This is a genomic window from Advenella mimigardefordensis DPN7 (genome assembly GCF_000521505.1).
Taxonomy (GTDB): domain Bacteria; phylum Pseudomonadota; class Gammaproteobacteria; order Burkholderiales; family Burkholderiaceae_B; genus Advenella; species Advenella mimigardefordensis.
On record NZ_CP003915.1, the window covers coordinates 4,110,901 to 4,132,863 of the forward strand.

At 49.8% G+C, this 21,963-nt stretch carries 20 protein-coding genes; 10 read left to right on the plus strand and 10 right to left on the minus strand.

Annotation, left to right across the window (positions count from 1 at the left end):
- Positions 1-54: 54 nt before the first annotated feature.
- The 3 genes from MIM_RS18835 to MIM_RS18845 all read right to left on the minus strand — a co-directional run bounded on the left by MIM_RS18835 (position 55) and on the right by MIM_RS18845 (position 2,509).
- Entirely contained in the window at positions 55-1,032 is a 978-nt protein-coding gene (locus MIM_RS18835) for a Bug family tripartite tricarboxylate transporter substrate binding protein (RefSeq protein WP_025374315.1), read from the minus strand.
- Between the two features lie 97 nt (positions 1,033-1,129).
- Entirely contained in the window at positions 1,130-1,531 is a 402-nt protein-coding gene (locus MIM_RS18840; RefSeq protein WP_025374316.1) for a carboxymuconolactone decarboxylase family protein, read from the minus strand.
- 57 nt (positions 1,532-1,588) lie between these two features.
- Positions 1,589-2,509, minus strand: coding sequence for an NAD(P)-dependent oxidoreductase (locus MIM_RS18845; RefSeq protein ID WP_084459037.1), 921 nt, complete (start codon positions 2,507-2,509; stop codon positions 1,589-1,591).
- Positions 2,510-2,749: 240 nt separating this feature from the next.
- Here MIM_RS18845 and MIM_RS18850 point away from each other — a divergent pair, with 240 nt between their 5' ends.
- Together MIM_RS18850 and MIM_RS22270 are read left to right on the plus strand one after the other, a co-directional pair.
- Positions 2,750-2,992, plus strand: a complete 243-nt coding sequence (locus tag MIM_RS18850; protein WP_042070564.1) for a HigA family addiction module antitoxin — start codon at positions 2,750-2,752, stop codon at positions 2,990-2,992.
- A gap of 212 nt (positions 2,993-3,204) precedes the next feature.
- Positions 3,205-4,692 carry a TPM domain-containing protein gene (locus MIM_RS22270; RefSeq protein ID WP_025374318.1) on the plus strand — a complete coding sequence of 496 codons (1,488 nt, stop codon included), beginning with the start codon at positions 3,205-3,207 and terminating at the stop codon, positions 4,690-4,692.
- A 174-nt stretch (positions 4,693-4,866) separates the two neighbouring features.
- On the opposite strand, the gene MIM_RS18860 is transcribed toward MIM_RS22270, so the two are convergent.
- Genes MIM_RS18860 through MIM_RS18875 form a run of 4 tightly spaced genes read right to left on the minus strand, consistent with a single transcriptional unit; the run spans position 4,867 to position 8,375 of the window.
- On the minus strand, positions 4,867-5,868 hold the full coding sequence (locus tag MIM_RS18860) for an MsnO8 family LLM class oxidoreductase (protein WP_025374319.1): 1,002 nt from the start codon (positions 5,866-5,868) through the stop codon (positions 4,867-4,869).
- 49 nt (positions 5,869-5,917) lie between these two features.
- Positions 5,918-6,880 (minus strand): ABC transporter substrate-binding protein, encoded by a 963-nt coding sequence (locus tag MIM_RS18865; RefSeq protein WP_025374320.1) that lies wholly within the window; start codon positions 6,878-6,880, stop codon positions 5,918-5,920.
- Between the two features lie 9 nt (positions 6,881-6,889).
- Complete coding sequence (locus MIM_RS18870; RefSeq protein ID WP_025374321.1) at positions 6,890-7,618, minus strand: ABC transporter ATP-binding protein; 729 nt, start codon at positions 7,616-7,618, stop codon at positions 6,890-6,892.
- Positions 7,611-8,375 (minus strand): ABC transporter permease, encoded by a 765-nt coding sequence (locus tag MIM_RS18875; RefSeq protein WP_025374322.1) that lies wholly within the window; start codon positions 8,373-8,375, stop codon positions 7,611-7,613. Before MIM_RS18875 ends, MIM_RS18870 begins: the two co-directional genes overlap by 8 nt.
- A 548-nt stretch (positions 8,376-8,923) precedes the next feature.
- On the opposite strand from MIM_RS18875, the gene MIM_RS18880 reads away from it, so the two are divergent.
- The 6 genes from MIM_RS18880 to MIM_RS22275 all read left to right on the plus strand — a co-directional run bounded on the left by MIM_RS18880 (position 8,924) and on the right by MIM_RS22275 (position 16,536).
- Positions 8,924-10,912, plus strand: a complete 1,989-nt coding sequence (locus tag MIM_RS18880) for a type VI secretion system Vgr family protein (RefSeq protein WP_025374323.1) — start codon at positions 8,924-8,926, stop codon at positions 10,910-10,912.
- A 9-nt stretch (positions 10,913-10,921) separates the two neighbouring features.
- Complete coding sequence (locus tag MIM_RS18885; protein WP_025374324.1) at positions 10,922-11,434, plus strand: hypothetical protein; 513 nt, start codon at positions 10,922-10,924, stop codon at positions 11,432-11,434.
- Between the two features lie 12 nt (positions 11,435-11,446).
- Complete coding sequence (locus MIM_RS18890) at positions 11,447-11,947, plus strand: hypothetical protein (RefSeq protein WP_014752143.1); 501 nt, start codon at positions 11,447-11,449, stop codon at positions 11,945-11,947.
- A 507-nt stretch (positions 11,948-12,454) separates the two neighbouring features.
- Entirely contained in the window at positions 12,455-15,085 is a 2,631-nt protein-coding gene (locus MIM_RS18900; protein ID WP_025374326.1) for a DUF2169 family type VI secretion system accessory protein, read from the plus strand.
- On the plus strand, positions 15,078-16,130 hold the full coding sequence (locus MIM_RS18905; protein WP_025374327.1) for a pentapeptide repeat-containing protein: 1,053 nt from the start codon (positions 15,078-15,080) through the stop codon (positions 16,128-16,130). Before MIM_RS18900 ends, MIM_RS18905 begins: the two co-directional genes overlap by 8 nt.
- A gap of 10 nt (positions 16,131-16,140) precedes the next feature.
- Positions 16,141-16,536 (plus strand): DUF4150 domain-containing protein, encoded by a 396-nt coding sequence (locus tag MIM_RS22275; protein WP_014752147.1) that lies wholly within the window; start codon positions 16,141-16,143, stop codon positions 16,534-16,536.
- On the opposite strand, the gene MIM_RS18915 is transcribed toward MIM_RS22275, so the two are convergent.
- The 3 genes from MIM_RS18915 to MIM_RS23260 all read right to left on the minus strand — a co-directional run bounded on the left by MIM_RS18915 (position 16,533) and on the right by MIM_RS23260 (position 18,609).
- On the minus strand, positions 16,533-17,003 hold the full coding sequence (locus MIM_RS18915; protein WP_025374328.1) for a hypothetical protein: 471 nt from the start codon (positions 17,001-17,003) through the stop codon (positions 16,533-16,535). The two genes, MIM_RS22275 and MIM_RS18915, sit on opposite strands and share 4 nt — an antisense overlap.
- A gap of 138 nt (positions 17,004-17,141) precedes the next feature.
- A complete protein-coding gene (locus tag MIM_RS18920; RefSeq protein ID WP_222836898.1) occupies positions 17,142-17,693 on the minus strand; it encodes a SixA phosphatase family protein in 552 nt (183 codons plus the stop codon).
- A gap of 76 nt (positions 17,694-17,769) precedes the next feature.
- Complete coding sequence (locus MIM_RS23260; RefSeq protein ID WP_052342344.1) at positions 17,770-18,609, minus strand: response regulator transcription factor; 840 nt, start codon at positions 18,607-18,609, stop codon at positions 17,770-17,772.
- A gap of 201 nt (positions 18,610-18,810) precedes the next feature.
- Between MIM_RS23260 and MIM_RS18935 the strand changes: the two genes are divergently transcribed.
- Together MIM_RS18935 and MIM_RS18940 are read left to right on the plus strand one after the other, a co-directional pair.
- Positions 18,811-20,805 (plus strand): ligand-gated channel protein, encoded by a 1,995-nt coding sequence (locus tag MIM_RS18935; protein WP_025374331.1) that lies wholly within the window; start codon positions 18,811-18,813, stop codon positions 20,803-20,805.
- A gap of 56 nt (positions 20,806-20,861) precedes the next feature.
- Positions 20,862-21,809, plus strand: coding sequence for a siderophore ABC transporter substrate-binding protein (locus tag MIM_RS18940; protein WP_025374332.1), 948 nt, complete (start codon positions 20,862-20,864; stop codon positions 21,807-21,809).
- The last annotated feature ends 154 nt before the right edge of the window (positions 21,810-21,963 follow it).

Consider the following 21,963-nt stretch of genomic DNA (forward strand, 5'->3'; position numbering starts at 1 on the left):
GAGAAGCAGTGCCGGAACCAGGGTGACATTGACGGCCCCATGTTCCGGCAGATTCTAGTTATTGATCGGAATGTTTGCATCTTTAATTAATTTTTCAAAACGATCCAGATCGCGCAGTGTTAGCCTATGCATTTCCTGCGGACCACGTCGCTCTCCTTCGGGCGCGATCGCTCCCAGCGAGTCAAGTGCGGTCTTCACTTTCGGATCGTCTAGCGCGACATTCAATGCTTTAACCAGCTTTTCTGCACGATCATGGGGGATCCCCTTGGGAGCGGCGATGGCGTTCCATACGGACATGTCGAAATCAGGAACCCCGCCTTCCGCAAAGGTCGGCGTGTCGGGCATCTGGGGAATACGCTCAGGACTCGCAACGGCCAGCGGGACAATTCGCTTTCCTTTGCTCGCGGGAATCATTGCAACTGTCTGGTCAATAACCACATCGACCGTACCGGCCATCAAATCGACCAATGCCGGACCGGTACCACGATAGGGAATCATTTCACTCGTGGTTTTGGTCAAATACAAAAAGTATTCGGCGCCAATATGCCCCGTGCCACCGGGCCCGCCATTGCCCAGGTTGATCCGGGGTTTCGAGGAATCACGCATACGCTTAAGCAGTGCAGGAAGATCCTTGATGCCACTGGAAGCACTCACCGAAAGCACCATCGGCACTTCCGCAACCAGGCCCAATGGTTCCATTTCTGTCTTAGGATCAAACTTCATATGCGGATATAGCGTTGGCGCTATGGCAAAAGAACCCATATTGCTGAGCATGATGGTGTATCCATCGGTTTTGGCGCGCAGAAACTTCTGAACGCCTGGTACCCCTCCCACGCCTCCAATATTCTCCACAATTATCGAAGTACCGATGGACTTACCCATCGCGTCTGCCACAATACGTGCCAGTCCATCCGTCGATCCACCGGTAGCATACGGCACAATCATGGTGATGGCTTTATCCGGGTAAGCGTTGGCGCTACCTACAACGGCTATAAATGCGGCCGCCAGCCAATGACGAGTGTGTTTTAACATGAACGTCTCCTCCCTCTTGGTTTTCTATGGGCTCTTTTTGGGGAGCCAGTGGGGCCACACTGACACTTGACTGCAGCGGACCCGGTGTAAACATGATTTATTGATCGGACTGCTCCGCCTCCTGCTCGCGGAACTCCTTGATCGCCTGCGAAGCGATACGGAACGAATCCATTCCCGCCGGAATCCCGCCATAGATGGCGACGTGCGTCAGGGCACCGCGAATTTCCGTTTCCGTCAGACCATTGCGCAGTGCGCCCTTGACGTGAAGCGACAACTCATGCGGCCGATTCAAAACCGAGATCATGGCCAGATTCACCAGGCTGCGCTCACGGCGTGTCAAATCATCATTACCCCAACACAACCCCCAGCATGCGGTGGTCGTGATTTCCTGAGCGATCCGGTTAAAATCGGTCGCACTTGCGATCGATTTGTCGACAAATTCAGCGCCCAGCACCTCACGGCGCACCTTCAGGCCTTTTTCATACAGTTCGTTGTTCATAATGGTTCCTTTACAGTAATGGAATGGTTGATAAATAATTAAGATCGCTCTGCATCATTACGCGGCTTTATCTTCAATGGTGATGCCCGACCACTGCTCAAGCACCCGAGCAACGTCCGATATATCTGCATTGTCTCCAAACGTTGCAGTGGTAATGGCCAGCATTTCTCTGATGGCGACGCTGACGGGCATCGGTATTCCCATAGAAGCGGCCTCCTCTATGCATAACGTGACATCTTTATGCGAGAGCTTGTTGGCAAACCCCACCTGAAAGCGGCGACTAAGCACCTCGTTGGGAATCTTGTGGGTAGTTGCTGTGTTGCGACCACTACTTGAATTGATAATTCCAAGTAGTGCAGTAGGTTCCACACCCGCTTTGACCGCCATGGAGATCGCCTCCGATGACGCAACCAATGCAGCAGCCGACAACATGTTGTTCGCAAGTTTTGCCGCCTGCGCCAGGCCGGGAGCTTCGCCGGCATACATAACCGTCCCCAATGCCCGCAGCACCGGTTCAATAGCTTCACGCAGCACAGCTGGACACGAAACCATCAGGGTCAACGTACCGGCAGACGCACCGGTCACGCCACCGCTAACCGGCGCTTCGATCCAATGGATATCGTGCTTACTGACAATCTCCTGCGCACGCCGGGCAGCTCGAATGCCTATCGTGGATAAATCAATAACTCGGCTTACCTGTTTGCCATTCACCAACTGAGATAACACCGATTCAACAATAGCTGGGGTTGGCAAGCTCAGCATGACCGTCTCCGCAGAATCTGCTACCGCCTGCACGCTTTGTTCAACGATCGCGCCCAATGCCTGAGCTGCTGAGCAGGCATCGGCAGATGTGTCAAAAACATGAACCTGCCAACCTGACCTGAGCAGGTTGGTCATCATGGGTAGACCCATACGTCCCAGGCCGATAAAACCAATCTTCTGGCTATTCAAGTTAATCTCCATATGTCTGATTGTCATACAATATGGCGATCATACGTTTTATAATTAAAGCCTGAATATAGGGATTAACCCGTATTCGCAATGTCGCGGGCTTGATGTGAGTGTGGCTGGAGATGAATTTGCTGCCAATGGCGTATCGCTGAATCTTCGGTTATCTTGCTTTGCACTTTCGGAAACTACGAATTGATTCTGTCCACAACCTTGATACGATCAGTTGGTGTTGCTAATACAGTTGAGGACGATCTCTAAGAGGTGACTATGCGTACCGTACCTTTCCCAACGCCCGGCGAAATCCTGCTGGAAGAGTTTCTACAACCTATGAATATCAGCCAGCACCAGTTGGCAAAAGAAATTGACGTATCACAAAGATGCGTCGATGAGATTATTGCGGGAAATCGTCCAATAACTGTAGACACAGGCTTGCGTTTGTCACGCTACTTCGCCACTTCTGATGAGTTTTGGGCTGGTCTGCAATTGAGCTACGATCAGGCCATGAAATAACAATTCAATTTTTCCAAATGAAAGACACCTGACCTGCCAGATGATATTCACATCAAGCCCTTACCGTGTGTCACGCGCAACCACACACATTTATAGGTAAAATACGCGGCACAAACGCCCCTCTTAGAGGGTTGGCGCCAGATCATTAAGATAGGGCCATGGTGGCGACATCTCCGAAAAAAATATTCTGCCGATAAACTGCTGGCTCTATCGTGAAAAAAAATTTCATTGCCCCTTTTTCATTCCTGTTCGCGCTCTTTTTTTGCGTCAACGCACTGGCCCAGTATACGGTCGAGTCGATCCCTAATCCTAAAGCCCAGGGGCACAATTATTATTTAAGCGACCCCGATAGCTACGTCTCCGGCAACACCGCCGCAGAACTGAACCAGATCAGCACATCGATTGAGCAAAACAACGGCAGTGAATTTGCCATTGTTGTAGTCAACGATTATGAGGGTCCCAGCGACTTTAGCTTTGCGATGGATCTCTTTTCTCACTGGAAAATAGGCAAACAGGGCAGTGATAATGGCTTGCTGCTGTTTCTTGCAATGGATCGGCACGAATACCGTTTTATCAGCGGCTATGGCATTGAAGGGGTTTTTCCTGATGCATTGTTAAAAGAGATCGGTGAAACCTATCTGGTGCCGTATCTGAAGTCGGGTAACACGGACATGGCCTTACTGGCTACGGCCAAGGCGGTTCAAAGCGTATTCCTGTCTCCTGCGCATCAACTTGAACTGGCAGGCCTGCAAGCCTATCGGCCCACTTTCTGGAATAAACACGCAGCCGCCTTTGAGCAGTCGCTGGGAGTGATTATTTTATTTGCCATAGGCTATGGATGGATTCGCTGGGCGCGAGAGCGTGCACGGAAAAAGTTCATGACTTCAAAAAAGAAATATGACGGACATGTGTTCTGGTACGCTTTTTTCAGCTACCTGTTTCTTTTATTCCTGACTTTCTTTGTTTTCGTTTTTCTGGAAATCGTTGACCAAGTCTATCGATTCAACAATCTACCCTATTTTGTCGCTGCGTTCGGCGCCCTGTATCTGTTCTTTCATTATCACCAGGCCATTCAATTTCTCAAAAAGGGCAGTAAAGATAAACAAACAGCCCTTCAGATGCAAATCGCGTTCGTCCGCATGAGCCTCTTGCCACTGCTGCTGTCGCCGTTCGCGTACAAGGCTTATTTTAATCTGGCGAGGAATCAGAAAGATATGCGAGCGCGGGCAACGCCTCCTGATAGCAAAAGACCCTGGACCCGCCTGAACCGTGACTCGCTCAAATCTGCAGACCTTGAACAATATCTGGGCAAATTGCATTTGCGAGAGGAAAAAATTGATGCCAGATCGTATGAAATCTGGCGCGATGACGCAACAGGTGCCACCAGCTTGGTCGAGTTTGCCGGGAGCGAGTCTGATCATTACAGTCGTTGTCCATCATGCCATGGCAATACACTGAAAAAGCCAGCAGTCAAAGTGCTGAAGCGCCCCACTTATTCAAAAACAGGCACAGGTGAAAATATTCAGGAATGTGACTTTTGTGATTATAAGAAATCACTCGGTATGGTTACACTTCCCGTCCTGCAACGCAGCTCAGAGTCAGGATCAAGTTCGGGTTCAGGCGGCTCAAGCAGCAGTTCCTCTGGAAGCAGTTTTGGTGGTGGCTCCAGCGGCGGGGGCGGTGCCGGTGGTCGCTGGTAATAAAAAGACCAGGGTAGCAGCAGTGGCCGTGTAACAAGTAAGATGGCCATTCTGCGCACCCGAGGCTTCGCCAAAGCACGCCGATCCTGCAGCAGGATCATTGATGGCTGCAGCGACGTAGCCGGTACAAAGCAGCACCAGCGACAATAACCCATAAAACAACCGCCATCACACTTAATTGGCCAACGCCTGCGCGATCGCCGTGTAATGCGCAAGCCTCATGTCCGGATCAGGCAATACGTCTTGCAGCATGATCTCGTCGCAATCAACGGCGTGCGCCATCGTATGCAAACGGTCGCGCAAATCCCGTAAAGAGCATATTGTGTACATTGGCCATTCTGCCGTCTCCGCAGGCCAAACACCACCGGCCAGCGTCACGGCTTCTTCCACAGACGGCAAGCGATCAGGCATGGTATCCAATCGACGACGCTGATCAAAACACCATCGCATCGGCATCGCCAGGCGTTCCGCCTGGTTCTGATCCACACCCGTGCTCAGTCTGATTGCCAGAAAAAGCTGTGGCGATTGCGGCAAGCCCTTGCGGCGCGAAGCCTGAAATGAACTGCGATAACTGGCTGCAGACGCGACCGCTAATTCCGGCTTATGAAAAGCCGAAAGTGCTAGCGGTAAACCCAGCACCCCCGCACGGGCTGCCGAAGCAGGACTAACTGCCATGACCCAGGGCAGAACAGGTGCGACATCGGGCATGACCTTAAGACGTGCAAAAGCATGATCCGCCGGCAAATCCGCAAAAAGATGCCCCAGCAACTCATGAATCTTGTCGCCCTGATCATGCAATAGCGGGCGACTACGATCCGGTTGCAGCGCCAGATCCGGCAAAGGGCCCGACACTGACTGCCCCAAACCCAGATCAAAGCGCCCCGGATACAATGCAGCAAGCGTCTGAGCACTTTCGGCTACTTTATAGGGACTGTAATTGTTCAGCAACACACCCCCGACACCTATCCGGATGTTAGTGGTGGCAGCTGCCAAAGCGCATGCCAATACCATCGGATCAACGCAAGCCTCATACGGCACAGCATGATGCTCGACGATCCAGTGTCGTGTAAAACCCAATTTATCAAGATGACGCGATAGCGCAATCGTATCGGCAATCGCACTTGCACTGTCACGCCCGGTCCCGATCTGGACTTGGTCAAGAAGCGAAAGTTTCATATATTTACTCGCAAGCGAAATGAGTAGCGACTGCTACCCACCTCATTTGTTATTTGATGTCAAAGGCTGATGGCAGAATCAGATCCTTGCGAATATCGATCTTGCTGGACGCTTCAAGCATATCAGCAGAGACCATGAACGCCTGATCGGCCTGAAGATTGGCCACATCCGCCTCGGTCATTTTGGGATCAAAATCATAAAGCGCATATTGCTTGCGCGCTTCATCAAGACTGATGTCCTGGTCTTTGGCAGCGATGGCCAGCGCTTCGTCCGGGTGTGTGCGCATAAATTCGAGCGCCTTCAGATGCGCCTGAAAGTAGGCCTTGAGCAATTGAGGATTAGCGTTAGCAAAAGCGCGACTGGTTCCGATCACCGTTGTCGGAGCGATCAGGCCCTCGCCATTGACAATGACATGACCGCCAGCGGACTCTACCTGCGTGGCATTGGCGCCGGCGAGCGTAACAGCATCAACGCGGCCGGCCAGCAGCGCGGCACGCGCGGTTGGCAGATCCATATTGATATACTCTATGTCATTCAAAGTCAGTTTTTCAGATGCCAGTGCCGCTGCCAGCAATTGATTGAGCACCGTTCCCTTGGGGCCGGCCACTTTTTTTCCCTTAAGCGATTTGATATCCGCAGGACCATTGGCCGCCGCCATGATGAAATACGCTTTAGGTGCACGCGCATACGCGCCCATGACGACAACATCCGCTCCATTTGCATTGGCAAGAATCGCAGACGTTCCTCCCAGTACCGAAGCGATCTGCAATTGGCCAGCCGCAAGTGCCTGGGTTTGCGCAGCCCCGGAAGTGATCTCAGGATGAGTCAGTGTCACCCCATGAGCAGCAAAAGCCTCATCCAGATACCCTTTTTCGCGCATGATAATTGAGGGAACGTTAAAAGGTGCCGTCACGTAGGAGACAGCGGCTTTTGTCGTTTTTGCAAAACTGCCGCCTGAAGTGAGCAGGCATACGACCAATGCGGCAGTCCGCATAAATGCGCGTTTATTCATAAGACTTCCTTAAGAGTTTGAGTTGGGACAGGCGAACAGCCGATCCAACAGACGTTGGCGAGCCGAATTGATCGCAGGTTCAGCCCCGGTGCGCGGATAGGCGGCATCAAGGTCCAGGCGCAGGGTGAAACAGCCCTGATCAATCACAAGAATAGTCTGACCCAGACGGACCGCCTCCTCCAGATCATGCGTAACGAACACAATAGTGTGCCCCAGTTCGCGCCAGATCCTGACCAGATCATCCTGCATCTGCTTGCGCGTAAACGCGTCGAGCGCTCCGAACGGTTCATCCATCAGCAAAAGCGCTGGTTGCACGACCAACGCACGGGCGATCGCCACACGTTGTGCCATGCCACCCGACAACTGGTTCGGCCACGCATCACGAACATCATGAAGACCGACCATTTTCAATGCCCGGCTGACCCGTAAGTCTATTTCATGACCAGCCAGCTTCGATCCCAGTAGAAAACCGGCGTTTTGCGCCACCGTGAGCCAGGGCATCAGTCGCGGTTCTTGAAAAACCACGCCAACCGACTCACCAGCATGCTCGAACTGACCCGCATCAGGTATTTCCAACCCCGCCATCAGGCGCAACAAAGTTGATTTGCCACAACCGGAGCGGCCCAGCAGAACGTAAAACCCACCCTTATCCAGCTTCAGATCGATACCCTGCAAGACCTCCCGGCGCGTACCATTGGGCAGCACGTAACCATGACGAATATCACGCAGTTCAGGCATGAGGCAGCTCCATTTCCTGACGCAACCAGGGGAAACGCCACCGTACCAGCGCCTTGAGCCCGCTATCGGCCAACAATCCGATAATGCCAATAACCAGAACCCCCACCAGCACAATGTCGGTTCGCGCCAAGTCCTGTGCATCAAGAATCATATAGCCCAGACCTGCAGCTGAAGCAATCAGTTCAGCTCCGACCAGTGCGCGCCAGCCATAGCCCAGCCCCACACGCAAACCGACAAACATTGCTGGCAATGCGGCCGGAATGGCGATTCTGCGCATCAGTTGAAGGCGGCTGAAGCCTGCGGCGCGGCCGACATCAATCAACTTGGGATCCACCTGCGCAAAACCGCCCCGGAAACTAAGAAAAATCGGGAAAAAGCAGGCCAGAATAATGATGCCGATTTTTTGCGTTTCACCAATGCCCAGCCAGAGCATTAAAAGCGGCATCAGCGCCAGCGGTGGAATCTGACGTACAAACTCCATTGGCGGATCCAGCAAGCGGGCCAGCGCCTTCCAGTTAACCATCGCCAGACTGGTCACTAAGGCCAGCAATACGGCAATTGCGTACCCCGCACCAACCCGCCCCAGCGAGACGCCAATATGTTGAACGAGCTTGCCAGAGGACAAAAGCGTGATGAAAGTTGACCAGACACGCTGCGGAGACGGCAGCAGAAATGCACTTACCAACCCAAGACTGGAGGTGACAAACCAGGCGATAAGAACAGAGAGGAATACGACAGAAGAATAGAAAAAACGCATTATGTAATGTTTCAGCCACGCATTTACCTGTGCCGAACCGCATAGTGACGGCCGATATCATTCACGTGACAAAGATGCAACTGCTGTGTGCTTTGAGCGCAAGTTAGATAGAAATACGTCTCATTCTCAGCAAAGCTTTAGTTTAACACAACAGATCACCGCTGTTCGACCCTGCCTGGCCACCCTGCTCAGAAGCGGTAAGGCGGCCTCTGATTCGACGCACCGAATGCCACGATAGGCCGAGCAATTGCATTCATGGAATGTTGCAATGGAGCACGATAGCATCATGCCAGTTCAAGCGCAAAGTGACCGTCGCCTGTTTATAATTAGCAAATGAAACAAATTACATTATTACTACAGCAATAATAATTTTTTGTTACGTATATGGTAGATACGACAGTTGTAATTTATATCCAGATTGCGTACATTTCCCTCAATAGTAATGTTAATGAAACAATCCACAAAAAAATCATTAACTATCTGTAAAAAAACAAAATTTTGAGACATTTTCCAGCAACGCACGCATCCTTTTACCTAAGGACAACTTCGTGGATATTCCAAATTCAATCCAGTTTCGCTCCATTGTTGCACACACACCACTAGGAGGCAGCCTGGGCTTTCGCCAAATGAATGGCTCCGAAGGCCTGTCGCAATTATTCGATTTTGACGTAGAACTGATTGCCGACAATTACAGCCTGGATCTCAAAAGCCTGCTTGGCAAGCCGCTGACGCTTGAAATTGAAACGCTGGCCGGCTCGCGCTTTCTGAATGGTCAGGTCACACGCTTCGAACTGATTGGCCGCGAAAACGCCAGCTCCCGTTATTATATTTATAAGGCGACCGTTAAACCGTGGCTTTGGTACCTGACCCAGACCTCCGACAATAAAATTTTCCAGCAGAAAACCGTACCGGACGTTATCAAGGAAGTTCTGGGCGAATACGGCTATCCATTTGAAATGAAACTCAGCGGCTCCTATCGCAACTGGGAATATTGCGTGCAATACCAGGAAACGGACTTTGCGTTTATCAGCCGCCTCATGGAACACGAAGGTATTTACTACTACTTCAAGCACGAGAACGGCCAGCACACCCTGGTGATGACAGATGACATTTCATCCCACAAGGCCACGCCGGGATACGACTCGATCCCCTATTACGGTCCCGATCGTCTGGGCAAGCCCCAGGAAGAATACGTCTCCATGTGGGAAGTCGTCGCGCAGATCACACCTGACGGCTACGCCACCACCGACTATGATTTCACCAAACCAGGCGCAAGTCTGGACTCCGTCTCAAAACGTTCCGGCGGATCGCAAAACGGCAACCTGGAAATGTTTGAATGGCAAGGCGGCTTTCAGGAGCCCGATCATGGCGAGCAATATTCGCGGGTACGCCTGCAGGAACTGCAAAGCATCCAGGAACAGGTTCGCGGCATCGCCAACGCCCGCGGCATTGCTGCCGGCTATACCTTCAACCTGAAGAACCACCCCAGGTCTACAGAAAACAAAGAATACCTGGTCGTCTCTGTCAATTACCGCATGAGCGTTGCAGGCTATTCCACAGGCACGGATTCCGAAGATTTCTACGAAGAATCCTTCATCGCCCTACCTGCATCCATCCAGTACCGTGCACCCCGCATCACGCCGATCCCCCGTACCCACGGCCCGCAAACCGCGCGCGTAGTAGGACCTGAGGGCGAAGAAATCTGGACCGATAAATACGGCCGCATTAAAGTGCAGTTCCATTGGGACCGCTACGGCAAAAAAAATGAAAACAGCTCCTGCTGGGTTCGCGTCTCCAGCCCCTGGGCGGGTGGCGGCTTTGGTGGCTTGCAACTGCCACGGATTAAAGATGAAGTTGTAGTCGACTTTATTGGCGGTTGCCCGGATCGGCCGATTGTATTGGGGCGGGTTTATAACGCCAATAATATGCCGCCGGTGGAATTGCCAGGCAAAGCATCAATTAGCGGGTTCAGGAGTCAGTCGGTGTTCGGGGATACCAGCACCACGAATTTAATGTATTTCGATGACACGCTGGGAGCAGAGCTGGTCGCACTGAGATCACAAATGAATATGATCACCAAATGTCTGGCTCAACTGGATATGGATATTGGTGCGGATCTTCGCGCGTGTATTGGTGGCAGTTCTCATACGCTTATTCACGGCAGTGAGTTCAAAAAAGTTATGAAAGAGCGACATGACCATGTCGTTGAAAAAACGAAATTGCATTATGAGGGCGGCCTTGAAAAAACGGTCAGCGCCGTCACGAAGGAAAAGTATAAAAATCGGAGTATAACCTCCGATAAAGTAAAGGAAAAACAGGGCGAATACCATCTGGAACGCACGGGTAAGACGAACGTCAAAATGAAAAAGGCATCATATTACATTGACGGTGACGCAGATATCTACATAAAAGGAAAAGCCAATCTTGTGGTAGAAGGGGATTGGACGGCGGATGCCAATCCCGAAGGGCCGGAAGGGCCGGACGAACCAGGTACACCCACGGATCCGACCTTACTATCTTTGTGTTGTCCGAAATAAAGGCGCGGTATGGCTCGTTATCAAGGCACCTACACCGATATATATAAGAAAAAAGCAACGTACAACGTAATAAATGGCAAAGAGACCAAAACAGTTACAGGAGAGTCGACACAGAATTACAAAAGCGGAATGACGCTAACCATTAATTCAGGAAAGCTGGAAATCCGCGCTCAAACCTTTCTCGACACAGCAAAAGTAGCCAGTTGGGATATCGATACCTCTCATGGCTCGAAAGCCGGCAGTTTAAGTATGTCCATTTATGCGGCAAATGTAAACGTATTCGGCTTTTTCATGGTGAAAGCCCTTTGGCTGGCCTGGGCATCAGGCACGATAGTAACCAGTAACGGTGTCGCCCTTTGGGTTAACGCGAACCCAATCCAGGTTTTGTATACAGTCGGATCTCTATCTGGGTTTACTGAGGTAGAAAAAACCAAAACGGGAAAAAAAACCAAAGCTAGCGGTATCCGTATGGTCACGGTCAAATCGGAACATGTTAAATCCAACAAATCAAACGTTTCTTGAAGGGGAAGAATAATGGCCTTGTATAAGGGGACATTTGAAAACAAATACGAGGCTAACGTCACGACCACTTTTGAACAGAAAGAAAACGTGACGGTAAATGGCACCTCTACGTTGACTTATAAAAATGGCCTGCTGATCGATGCAAGTGGACAAACTTTCACCACAAACGACCAAACGTTCACCCGTAACGGCGATACCGTCACGAGGCAATACAGCCACTCATTCTCACTTGGTGTCGCCAACTTTGGCGCAGCCGCAAGCAATATTTCGAGTGCCAATATCACTGCGACACATGCTCGAACGAGGAAAACTGAGGTAGCTGGCCTCTATACGCTAGTATATGGATTATTTCTTAATCCTTCGCCTTTTAAAGCCACCAACGGCAAAGCTACTTACCCTTATTTCCTTTGTGCTGTTGATGTTTATGTTTTAAATAAAGAAAAATGCGAAACACGTGAACGCAATGAAAACAATAAGGGTTATAGCTATTCCGGCTTAACTGTTTTATGGTAAGTAACCATGGCTCTTTTTAAAAAAGACACAACAGATGTGTACGTCAAGGACGCAACGTTTAATTACGAAAACGACCTGGAAAAGACGGTCAAGTCAGCGTCTACTCATACTCATCACAATACGTTGAGTTGGTTTACAGACAGCCAGATTACATGCAACGCACCTGAGATATTAGAAAAATATACGAATGTCGTGAAAATTGTAGGACTTGATTTCTATCTCTATTTCAGCAAAACAGCACATTCACCGTTCAATTTTGCTCTGTATGGATACAGTATGAACGTATCGGCTGTTTATCTGAATTGCTCGTCGTCAACCTATAATAGAGGGCGCCATTTCCTGCTCCCGTCGAAAACAAGACTTCATTTAGGTGTATTTCAAGTTCAAATCGGTAGTGTCGCGAAAAAAAACTAGAAAGAATGGATTTCACAAAGGAGAAGGATAATAAAAAATTACAGGCGTTATATGTAAAACATATCAAAGGCCAGAGAACAGAAACCTAAATTCATGAAAATAATTAAACCATTTCGTGCTGGCCTCTTAACAAGGCCATTCCAGTGGCGTGGGCAAACCAAACTGGCGTTCGGCGTATATATTCATGTTTGTCGTGACCGTCACGGCCAGTTTCTTGGTTTGGATCAGGAAATATGGTCAGATATATTACCCTTACTCGACAGCGGAGGCGTATTGGATCAGGTTATGCCGAAGGCCTATCCAGAGTACCTGATCAGTGGCGCCGCCTATACAGATCATCAGGACAATAAAACACAATGCATGGTAAAGGTACAAGTTGGAACGCTTGAAAAAACACTAAAAGTCACCGGCGACAGATTCTGGGTCAACAATTCCCCTACCGCAGCAAAACCGTTCACTGGCATGCCCCTCGATTGGAGCCATGCATTCGGTGGGCAACAGTTTGCCTATAATCCTGAAGGAAAAGGCATAGATGAGCAAATCATCAACGGCATTAAAACAGTTTCCCTGCCGAACATTGAAGATCCATTGCGTCCAATCCAAAGCAAATCTGATCGCCCACCCCCTGCTTCCTTTGGACCGATAGGCTTGACTCATCCACAAAGGATAAATAAGCAAGGCACCTACAGCGACACTTGGTATAAATATGATTTCCCCGGCTTTCTTCCAGATATGGATCCAACGATATTCAATATGGCTGCTGAAGACCAACAGTGGACTCATTTAGAGCAGTTACCACTCGGTGACGCGTTTCGAATCTGGAACATGAATACAGATACGCCATGCTGGGAAGACTCCATCGCAAATCTACAAGCCAGAGTTACGGTACTAGCCCGAAATGAAAAAAATCAGCAATATATCAGAGATGTGGAAAACATGCAGGCATCGACGCTTTGGCTTCTACCGGATACCAAGTCTTATATCATGATGTTTCATGGTTCCATGGACATCTTGGACTCTGAAGCGGATGATGTTGAAATGGCCATGGCTGCCATTGAAACCACCGACGAGCCAAGAAGCGCAGATTATTACGAACAGGTGCTCAGATGGAGGATTGACCCTAAAGAGGCAATGTATCATCTGGACAAAGACGAAGAGCTGATCCCTGCATCCTTGATGCGCGCACTTGAGCAACCGGACCCGGCAGTCGATAAAAATAGATTGGGCCGTCGACTAGATATGTACATGCAGCAGCAACATGCTCAGACCAAGGCCTGGTTCGATCAAAACGGCCTTGACTATCAGTCTCTCATCCCAGAGTTTGTGGGACCTCCGGAAAACCCAATGGACATAGATGACAATCCTGATCGTTGGGAAAAAATCGCCGAGGACGCGAAGTTGCAAACTATTGCGCTAATGCGGGAAAGAGAGGAACCTGAAATCGATCGCTATATTGCAGAACTGCAAAATATGGAAAATGTCGATCTGAAAACGTGGAAAGTAGCTCGCTCGGGGCCGCCTGATTTGGATTTTGTTGACCAAATAGAGCATTCAAGCAATATGTGGTGGCCCGACACGCAAACGACTTCGCCCAAGAATAATGAGTCCGAAGAGATCAAAGAATCTCTCAGAAAATCATATCTGTATTCAGCACACTATCAGCAAACCGTCGCGCCGCTGAAACCTCAAAAAAGCTTGACGTTACGCGCAGAGATCATAAGACGTTATCAGCAAAATGAGCCCTTGGCATGTCTGGATTTTACAGGGGCCGATTTAAGTCATCTTGATTTACAAGGCGCTGATTTCTCCGGGTCCTTTTTAGAAAGTGCTAATTTTGAGAATGCGAACATTACGGATGCAGATTTTAGCGAGGCTGTCCTGGTGCGATCCAGATTCAATCGTGTGACAATGAAATCTGTAAATTTCACACGCGCCAATCTTGCCGAATCCGTCATAACCCACTCCAAATTGGAAGAATGTAATTTCGACAGCACTGAACTAATGAAAATATCCATTTCCAACTCTAGTGTGACGCGTTCAAAATTCGTGAACATTCTGAGTGATTATCTTGATTCTGCTGATTCAACATATAGGGAATGTCGCTTTGAAACATGTATGTCCTCTCATTTCTCGCTAAAAAATGTTTTATTCAACCTATGTCAGATTGAAAAATGGGCTTTTTTAGACTGCCAGTTGGAAAATACTATTTTCGAGTCCTCGACGCTAAAGGACGCGTCAATTACCACAAGCAGCATGAAGAGCTGTGAATTTGTCAAAAGCCACCTGGACAACCTCTTGATAGAAGATGATACACAGCTCATAAAGTGTAAATTTGTGGGCAGCCGTTTGAAAGAATGTACTTTCATAAATATGACGATTACAGAAAATACGTTTACCTATAGTGATATATCCGAATCAGATTTTTCAAAATCCCGCGTAACCTATAGTAACTTTGATCATGCAATCGCACGAGACGCCATATTTCACAAAACAGACTTAACCGGAAGCTCGTTCAAAAATGCAAACTTGATCGAAGCCTCTCTGGAAAAAGCCAATTTATCAGGAGTTGATTTTGAAGGGGCGACCTTGTTTCGCACCAATGTTTCTAAGGTACACATTGATAATGACACTAAACTAAGCGGCGCATATAAGGATCAACTGGAGTTGTATCCTGTTTATAGAGAGAACGAACAACACCTGTTCAGGTTATTCGCAAATGAATGAGGACATATTTCAGCGGTATATCAAAGAGAGTTCTCCATGTTCTGATGAAGTTTTTGCGGGTTTGAAAATAGACGGCATGGACCTGTCCGGTATGACATTTGACAAGGTGGATTTCTCGGGCTGTCACTTTATCAATTGCGATCTGAGAGAGGTGACATTTTCAAATTGCAATTTTACAGGCGCCGAGTTTACCTCGAGCGATCTGAGTGACAGTTCATTCCTGACGTCCACGCTATCAGGAACACTAGTCTCATCATGTACCCTCATAGACAGTATATTCAATGAATCCAACATGACACAGGCAAAGTTAGAGAACTGCAAAATCGAAGACACTGTCTTCCAAAAGGTAATTTTTTGCAATGGACTTCTGAGCAAGAGTGAAGCCGTCAGATGTGTTTTTCATGAAGCAGATCTCTCTGGGTGTTCATTCATCGGAGCAGACCTCGACAAGATTATTTTTTATGAAATAGATCTAAGACAGACAAACCTGGAGAGTGAATTGTTTAATCAGGTTATGTTGATTGATTGCGATATGCGGGAGATGGACTTCTCAAACAAACGACTTGTTGCTTGCCAGTTTTCAGAAGGCCGACTCCAAGGAGCCAACTTTACCGGTGCAAACGTTAAGGGCTCGGTGTTTGCCCAATGCGTGCTGTCCGACGCACAAATGAACGGCCTGTATGCAGAAGAGACCGTATTTACCCAGGCGACGCTGACCAACGCGTCCTGTCAGGGCGCTCAGCTGAATAAGACGGTCTGGTCTGAGGCGATACTTACCAATACTGATTTCAGTCGATCCAACTTGGAATATTCCATATTTGAACGCTCTCGCTGTGAAGGCACCGTATTCACAAGTTGCAATTTGGCGTATGCCAATTTTGATTACGCCATTATAGAAAATGCTAACTTTCAAGACGCCAATCGAACTCATATTCGAGCGCATGGAGCTACCGGTCGTGCAACAGGCTTTCCAGGAAATACAGATGATGTTGCGCTAAGGCGCGCCGAGTTACACAGTGTAAGACACAAGAACCCGTATTTTTAAAGGATAATTTATGTATAACATTACATCACTCGGTGGTGGATTTATTGGTTTTCCAGACTTCTGCAAGACACCGCCCACCATGCTACCTATTCCATACCCGAATTTTGGCACCCATCTGCTGGCACCCAACCCATGCTTCCGAATCCTATTTTGCTGCGCTCCGGTGCACAATAAAGGTACGAAAAAAGCCATTTCTTTTGGTGATCAACCAGGCGTTGCTGGTGGCATCGCATCACAAATCTTTATGAGTAAAACGGGACATTTGGCCAATTACTCAAACACCTATAAACTTAAAAACAAGCCATCAGTCCGTCTGTCTGGAATTGAGAAAAGTAACAGAAGGAATGTCATTGTTTTTGACGCGATTCCCAGCATTCAATTTAAGAACTTGTGTCTAGCCGCTTAATTTTTTTGCTGGTTTAAATGATCGAAGAGAATGATAACTTCGCTGGTGTTGGGGATATATCGGATAGGCACCACATCCATTGCTGATATATCCTTATAGGTTTCAATCGTAATAGCATCCACGATTTCAATTTTTTCACTTTGAAAATCAGCTTTTACCGTGAAGGTATAGTATTGCATTACTTCATCTCCGGCCCCAAGTGGTTCGATGGTCAGCACTTTTGCCGTTCCATCAACACCGTACTGCATGATGCGCTCTAATTGGCGATTCTGTTCTCCTGACATTCGTATGCATAGTACGCCACACGGAATGAGTGATAATTGCAACCAGGGAAGATAATCAAAATATTCGTAGGACAGCGGCTTGAAGTAGATATAGGCTGCCAACACTAATGTTGCAATTTGTGCGAGCAGCGCAATACAAACAGCAATAAGCATAGATACAGAAGAAAATGGATTACCCTGCATGCGTGTTGATCTCAAAATGAATGAATCGGCTCTTTACCGGTAAAGCCGCGTTTAGTATACCGATCGCCCTGATTCTGTTCAACGAATAACAACCATGCGTTGAACCTGACAGTATCATGATAATTTAGCGTGTGGTCGCTACCCCATCATCGTCTCCGGCGTCTCAAACCGCAACAGCCTCCCACCCTTCTCACCAACCTGTCCCCACGCATCCACATCAAAATCCATCACAGTCAGCGACGCAGGCGGAAACCCCATTTCCAATCGCTCAAAGGCATCCTCATCGCCCTCACCCGATAAATATTCCGTTGTCAGATACAGTCCGGGATTATGCCCAATCACCAGCACCACGCGCGGCCCCGGTTCAATATTGCGTATGACTTGAACGATACTGTCTACGGACGCTTCGTAGATCCGTTCTTCGGTGATTTTCCTGATTGGCGTCTTGAATGCCGCCGACACGGTTGTCCAGGTTTGCTGTGTACGCGTCGCGCTCGATACGATGGCCAGTTCAGGCAGCAATTGCTGCGACACCAGATACTGGCCAACCAGTTCTGCTTCCCTGTATCCCCGCTCAGTAAGGGGGCGCTGCAAGTCTGCAACACCAGGAATCGAATTGGATTTTGCGTGACGAAGCAACATGAGTCTGAGCATAAACGACCTTTTTGTGTCCAGTGAAGAATCTACCATATGATACCGCCGTGTACGATGGTATGACACAATCACTACAAGATCGTGGCGTTTATCAGCAGGAAAAGCCCGCTATTTAATTGGCCGCTTCGTCGGTGGCCAGCAAATAACCTTGCCCGCGCAGATTTCGGATAAGAAGGCGGGAACGTTGGGTGCCTGCTCCCAGCTTCTTGCGCAAGCTGCTGATATGCGTATCGATGCTACGGTCATAAGACGACGGAATACGGCCCAGCGCGAATGCGCCGATATTTTCGCGCTGGACCACCTGACCCGCTGAACGCATCAGCACTTCAAGAATGCGTTGTTCAGCACCGGTCAGCACGACCGCGTTGCCATGTAGCTTGGTTACACCTGTAGCCGGATTCAGTGAAAGCGGACCAGTGGCCAGCACTTCACCGCCAGCCGCAACGATCGCGTCGGTCATAACGGCATCATCAAACGTTGAGCCGCGATACGAAGCACTGCGATAAACTGCAGCACGATAGGAACCGCTACGAAGGAACGGGCGCGATGGCAGTGACGATGGCGCGACTTCTTCGGTTCGGTGGCGTCTTAACAGGGCGTGCATGCGCACCTCCAGTTCGTCCATGCATAGCGGTTTGGCAAGGCAGTCATCAGCGCCCGATTTCAGGCCTGTCACGCTATCGGTCTGTGAGCCGGTCAGCAAAATCAACGGATTGGTCGATTGCCGGCGATACGCTTTGAGCCAATCCAGGCTGACCACATCCTGCATGTCCGCGTCCAGCAGGGCAAGATGATGACTCCGCCGCCGCATCAACCGAGAGGCCTGATAGCCGGAGTGCGCCAACTGAACGCAATATCCCCGGGATTCCAGGTATTCACAAAGCATTTTGGACAACGCCACGTCGTTTTCAATCACGAGAACCCGCAGCGCCTTCGACTTTTCAGTGCGCATGATTGGAGTATATGCTCTCCTCAGATCACATTTGCCATGCAGACGCGGCAAGGTGTATATCAAGAAGTGCAAAGATATCAAAAGTTATGGAAAAAACATTGCTGAATAACAGCTGACAATATCTAATAGCTAATAATTCTCATTTAGAACTTCATATAGAGAATAAGTCTCATTCTATCATTCCGGAGAGGAAATTTTCTGATGTTGCGCGTTATCCCGGTATCAAAGCGAGAACCGGCTCGTAAGACCCCTGCCCGCCAGATTGCTGCGGTATGTGCATTCAGTCTTGGCGCGACCTTGCTGCAAGCCGCCTACGCTCAGACAGCGAGCGAAGACACAGGCGTTGCGTCACTGAACCCCATTGTGGTCACAGCCAGCGGTTTTGAGCAGGACATCATCGATGCCCCGGCCTCTATCAGCGTGATTCCGCGAGATAAACTGGAAAAAGGCGCCTATCGCGATCTGACCGATGCACTGCGCGACGTGCCGGGTGTGATCATGACGCCCTCGGACAACAACACATCTGACATAACCCTGCGGGGCATGAGCGCCAACTATACCTTGATTCTGGTCGATGGCAAGCGCATGAGCACTCGCGAAACACAGACCAACGGCAGCACCGGCACCGACCAGAGCTGGGTTCCGCCGCTAGAAGCCATTGAGCGGATCGAAGTCGTGCGTGGTCCCATGTCATCGCTTTATGGCTCAGACGCCATGGGCGGTGTGGTGAATGTAATTACGCGCAAGATTCCGAAAAAATGGGGTGGTTCCGTGCGGCTGGACTCCACCCTGCAGCAACATTCAGCCTCTGGCAACAATTTCCAGGGCAATTTCTATATTGCCGGCCCGATCAAAGAGGATCTGCTCGGTTTCAGTCTTTATGGCGTTTATTCGCATCGCAGCGAGGACGACATCATAGAGGGCTATAACCGCCACACCAATCGCGGCGTTACCGCCAAATTGGCCCTGACGCCCAATCGCGATCACGATATCGTGCTTGAAGCAGGCGCCTCCAGGCAGGATTATCGTTCAACGCCAGGCAAAACCCTGGCGCTGACCGAAGAGGAAAGCCGCCGCCAGTTCAATCGCAAGCATTTTTCCCTGACCCATGACGGACGCTGGTCTTTTGGCACCTCAAACACCTATGTTCAGCGTGAAGAAACCGAGAATCTGGCCCGCGAAATGACGATACGCAACACAACGGCCAGCACCAAATGGAGCATGCCGCTGTTCGAGCGTCATATCGCCACGGTCGGCGCCTTCTATAGTCTGGAAGATCTCAAAGACACGACCACCAACAAAATGTCCGACCGGTCTACGGTAGATCGCTGGCAATACGCCTTTTTTGTCGAAGATGAATGGCAGATTACCGATTCGTTCGCCCTGACCGGCGGATTACGCATGGACAACGAGAAAACCTCCGGGGTCCACTGGAGCCCCAGGCTATATGCCGTTTGGCATCTGAATGACAACTGGACGATCAAAGGCGGCGTATCCACGGGCTTTCGTGCCCCATCCCTGCGTCAGACATTGCCAGACTGGGGTGCTACCAGCCGCGGCGGCAATATGTATGGCAATCCCGATCTGAAGCCGGAAAAAACACTGACCAAAGAGATCGGGCTGATCTATAACGATGATAGCGGCCTGATGGCAGGCATCACCCTGTTCGACAACGAGTTCACCGACAAGATCACTCGCGTGCCCTGCCCGGAGTGCGGGCCGGTAAATGCCCAGGGACGCTCGGCGATCACTTATGTAAACGTGGATGACGCCATCACCCGTGGGGTGGAGGCAACCTTGACGGCACCACTGAACGAGAAGCTGTCATTGACTTCCAGCTATACCTATACCTATTCCAAGCAGAAAAGCGGCCAGTACGCCGGCAACCCGCTGAACCAAATGCCTGAGCATATGTTCAATCTGGGTCTGGACTGGAAACCGACAGACAAGCTCAATGGCTGGATGAAAGTGACTTACCGTGGCAAGGAAAGCGATCCGACCCAGGGCATCTCGGCCAGTACCACCATGGCGCCGTCTGCGACTTACGTTGACCTGGGCGGCTCTTATGATGTCAATAAAAGCGTCACCGTGTATGCAGGCATCTACAACATTTTCGACAAGCAGGTCCGCTATGACGATTATGGTTATGTGGAAGATGGCCGCCGCTACTGGCTTGGCATGAACGTCAAATTCTGATTGGAATAACAGCCGCAGCACTCCCGCCGCGGTTAATGATAATAAAGGCATCACAAATGAAAACGACACGACATACAAAAAACTGGCTGGCGATGGTACAAACAACCCTGGCCATTGGTGTGATATCACTGGCGGGCCAGGCCATGGCCCAAACTGACCAGATAACAGTGCAACACGCAAAAGGACAGGCTACGGTCAACGCTCAGCCGGCAAAAACGGTCGTATTCGATCTGCCCACGCTGGATATCATGCAGGTACTGGGTGTGCAGGCTGTCGGCGTACCCAAAGCCCGCTTCCCGGATTCACTGTCTGCCTATAACGCCGACAGCATGCCCAAAGTGGGCACGCTGTTTGAGCCCGATCCCCACGCCGTCAAAGAAGTATCGCCGGAGCTCATCATCGTGGGTGGTCGCTCTCGTGCCAAATTCGATGACATGGCCAAACTTGCTCCAACACTCGATTTGAGCGTGGATACGCAGGCGCCCCTCAAGAGCATCGAGCGCAACACACAGACGCTGGCTGCCATTTACAATAAAGAACCCGAAGCTCAGGCGGCCTTGAAAGAACTCAATGACGCAGTGGCGGGTCTGCAAGCCAAGGCGGCGACAGCAGGTAACGCCATGCTGATTCTGGCTGTTGGCGAAAAAACAAGCGCTTTTGGTCCTGGCTCGCGCTTTGGCATGATTTATGACGTCTTCGGTTTTGTTCCCAACGACGCCGTGAAGAACCTCTCGGCAAAAGATCGCCACCCGGTCAAACTGGACGACATTGCCAAAGCCAATCCGGACTGGTTGTTCGTGATTGATCGCAATGCAGCCACCGGTAAACAGGGCAAGCCAACCCGCCAATTGCTGGAGAACCCCGTTATTCGTGACACCGCAGCCGCGAAAAACAACCGTATCGTCTATCTGGACCCATACAACTGGTACATCATGGGTAGCGCCGGCCTGACATCCATGCAACAGAATATTGATCAGATTGCTGCAGCATTGAATGCAAAATAATTTATAGAATAAGCAATATTCGAATCGTGATACCCATTCGGGAAGACGAAGCACTGGACTGTCTTCCCGAATTTTTATCATTATTACAAAACAGCACTGCGGCCTGTGCAGTTAAAGCGGTAGATACCCGCTCCGCGGCAAAGCCTTCTGCGCA

Bases quoted from the DNA above. Each gene is read 5' to 3' on its own strand.
- MIM_RS18870 (WP_025374321.1), bottom strand. From the start codon at position 7,618: ATGCCTGAACTGCGTGATATTCGTCATGGTTACGTGCTGCCCAATGGT.
- MIM_RS18860 (WP_025374319.1), bottom strand. From the start codon at position 5,868: ATGAAACTTTCGCTTCTTGACCAAGTCCAGATCGGGACCGGGCGTGAC.
- MIM_RS18850 (WP_042070564.1), top strand. From the start codon at position 2,750: ATGCGTACCGTACCTTTCCCAACGCCCGGCGAAATCCTGCTGGAAGAG.
- MIM_RS18885 (WP_025374324.1), top strand. From the start codon at position 10,922: ATGGCTCGTTATCAAGGCACCTACACCGATATATATAAGAAAAAAGCA.
- MIM_RS22275 (WP_014752147.1), top strand. From the start codon at position 16,141: ATGTATAACATTACATCACTCGGTGGTGGATTTATTGGTTTTCCAGAC.
- MIM_RS18900 (WP_025374326.1), top strand. From the start codon at position 12,455: ATGAAAATAATTAAACCATTTCGTGCTGGCCTCTTAACAAGGCCATTC.
- MIM_RS18935 (WP_025374331.1), top strand. From the start codon at position 18,811: ATGTTGCGCGTTATCCCGGTATCAAAGCGAGAACCGGCTCGTAAGACC.
- MIM_RS18875 (WP_025374322.1), bottom strand. From the start codon at position 8,375: ATGCGTTTTTTCTATTCTTCTGTCGTATTCCTCTCTGTTCTTATCGCC.
- MIM_RS18915 (WP_025374328.1), bottom strand. From the start codon at position 17,003: ATGCAGGGTAATCCATTTTCTTCTGTATCTATGCTTATTGCTGTTTGT.
- MIM_RS18845 (WP_084459037.1), bottom strand. From the start codon at position 2,509: ATGACAATCAGACATATGGAGATTAACTTGAATAGCCAGAAGATTGGT.
- MIM_RS18835 (WP_025374315.1), bottom strand. From the start codon at position 1,032: ATGTTAAAACACACTCGTCATTGGCTGGCGGCCGCATTTATAGCCGTT.
- MIM_RS23260 (WP_052342344.1), bottom strand. From the start codon at position 18,609: ATGCGCACTGAAAAGTCGAAGGCGCTGCGGGTTCTCGTGATTGAAAAC.
- MIM_RS18905 (WP_025374327.1), top strand. From the start codon at position 15,078: ATGAATGAGGACATATTTCAGCGGTATATCAAAGAGAGTTCTCCATGT.
- MIM_RS18865 (WP_025374320.1), bottom strand. From the start codon at position 6,880: ATGAATAAACGCGCATTTATGCGGACTGCCGCATTGGTCGTATGCCTG.
- MIM_RS18840 (WP_025374316.1), bottom strand. From the start codon at position 1,531: ATGAACAACGAACTGTATGAAAAAGGCCTGAAGGTGCGCCGTGAGGTG.
- MIM_RS18920 (WP_222836898.1), bottom strand. From the start codon at position 17,693: ATGGTAGATTCTTCACTGGACACAAAAAGGTCGTTTATGCTCAGACTC.
- MIM_RS18940 (WP_025374332.1), top strand. From the start codon at position 20,862: ATGAAAACGACACGACATACAAAAAACTGGCTGGCGATGGTACAAACA.
- MIM_RS18890 (WP_014752143.1), top strand. From the start codon at position 11,447: ATGGCCTTGTATAAGGGGACATTTGAAAACAAATACGAGGCTAACGTC.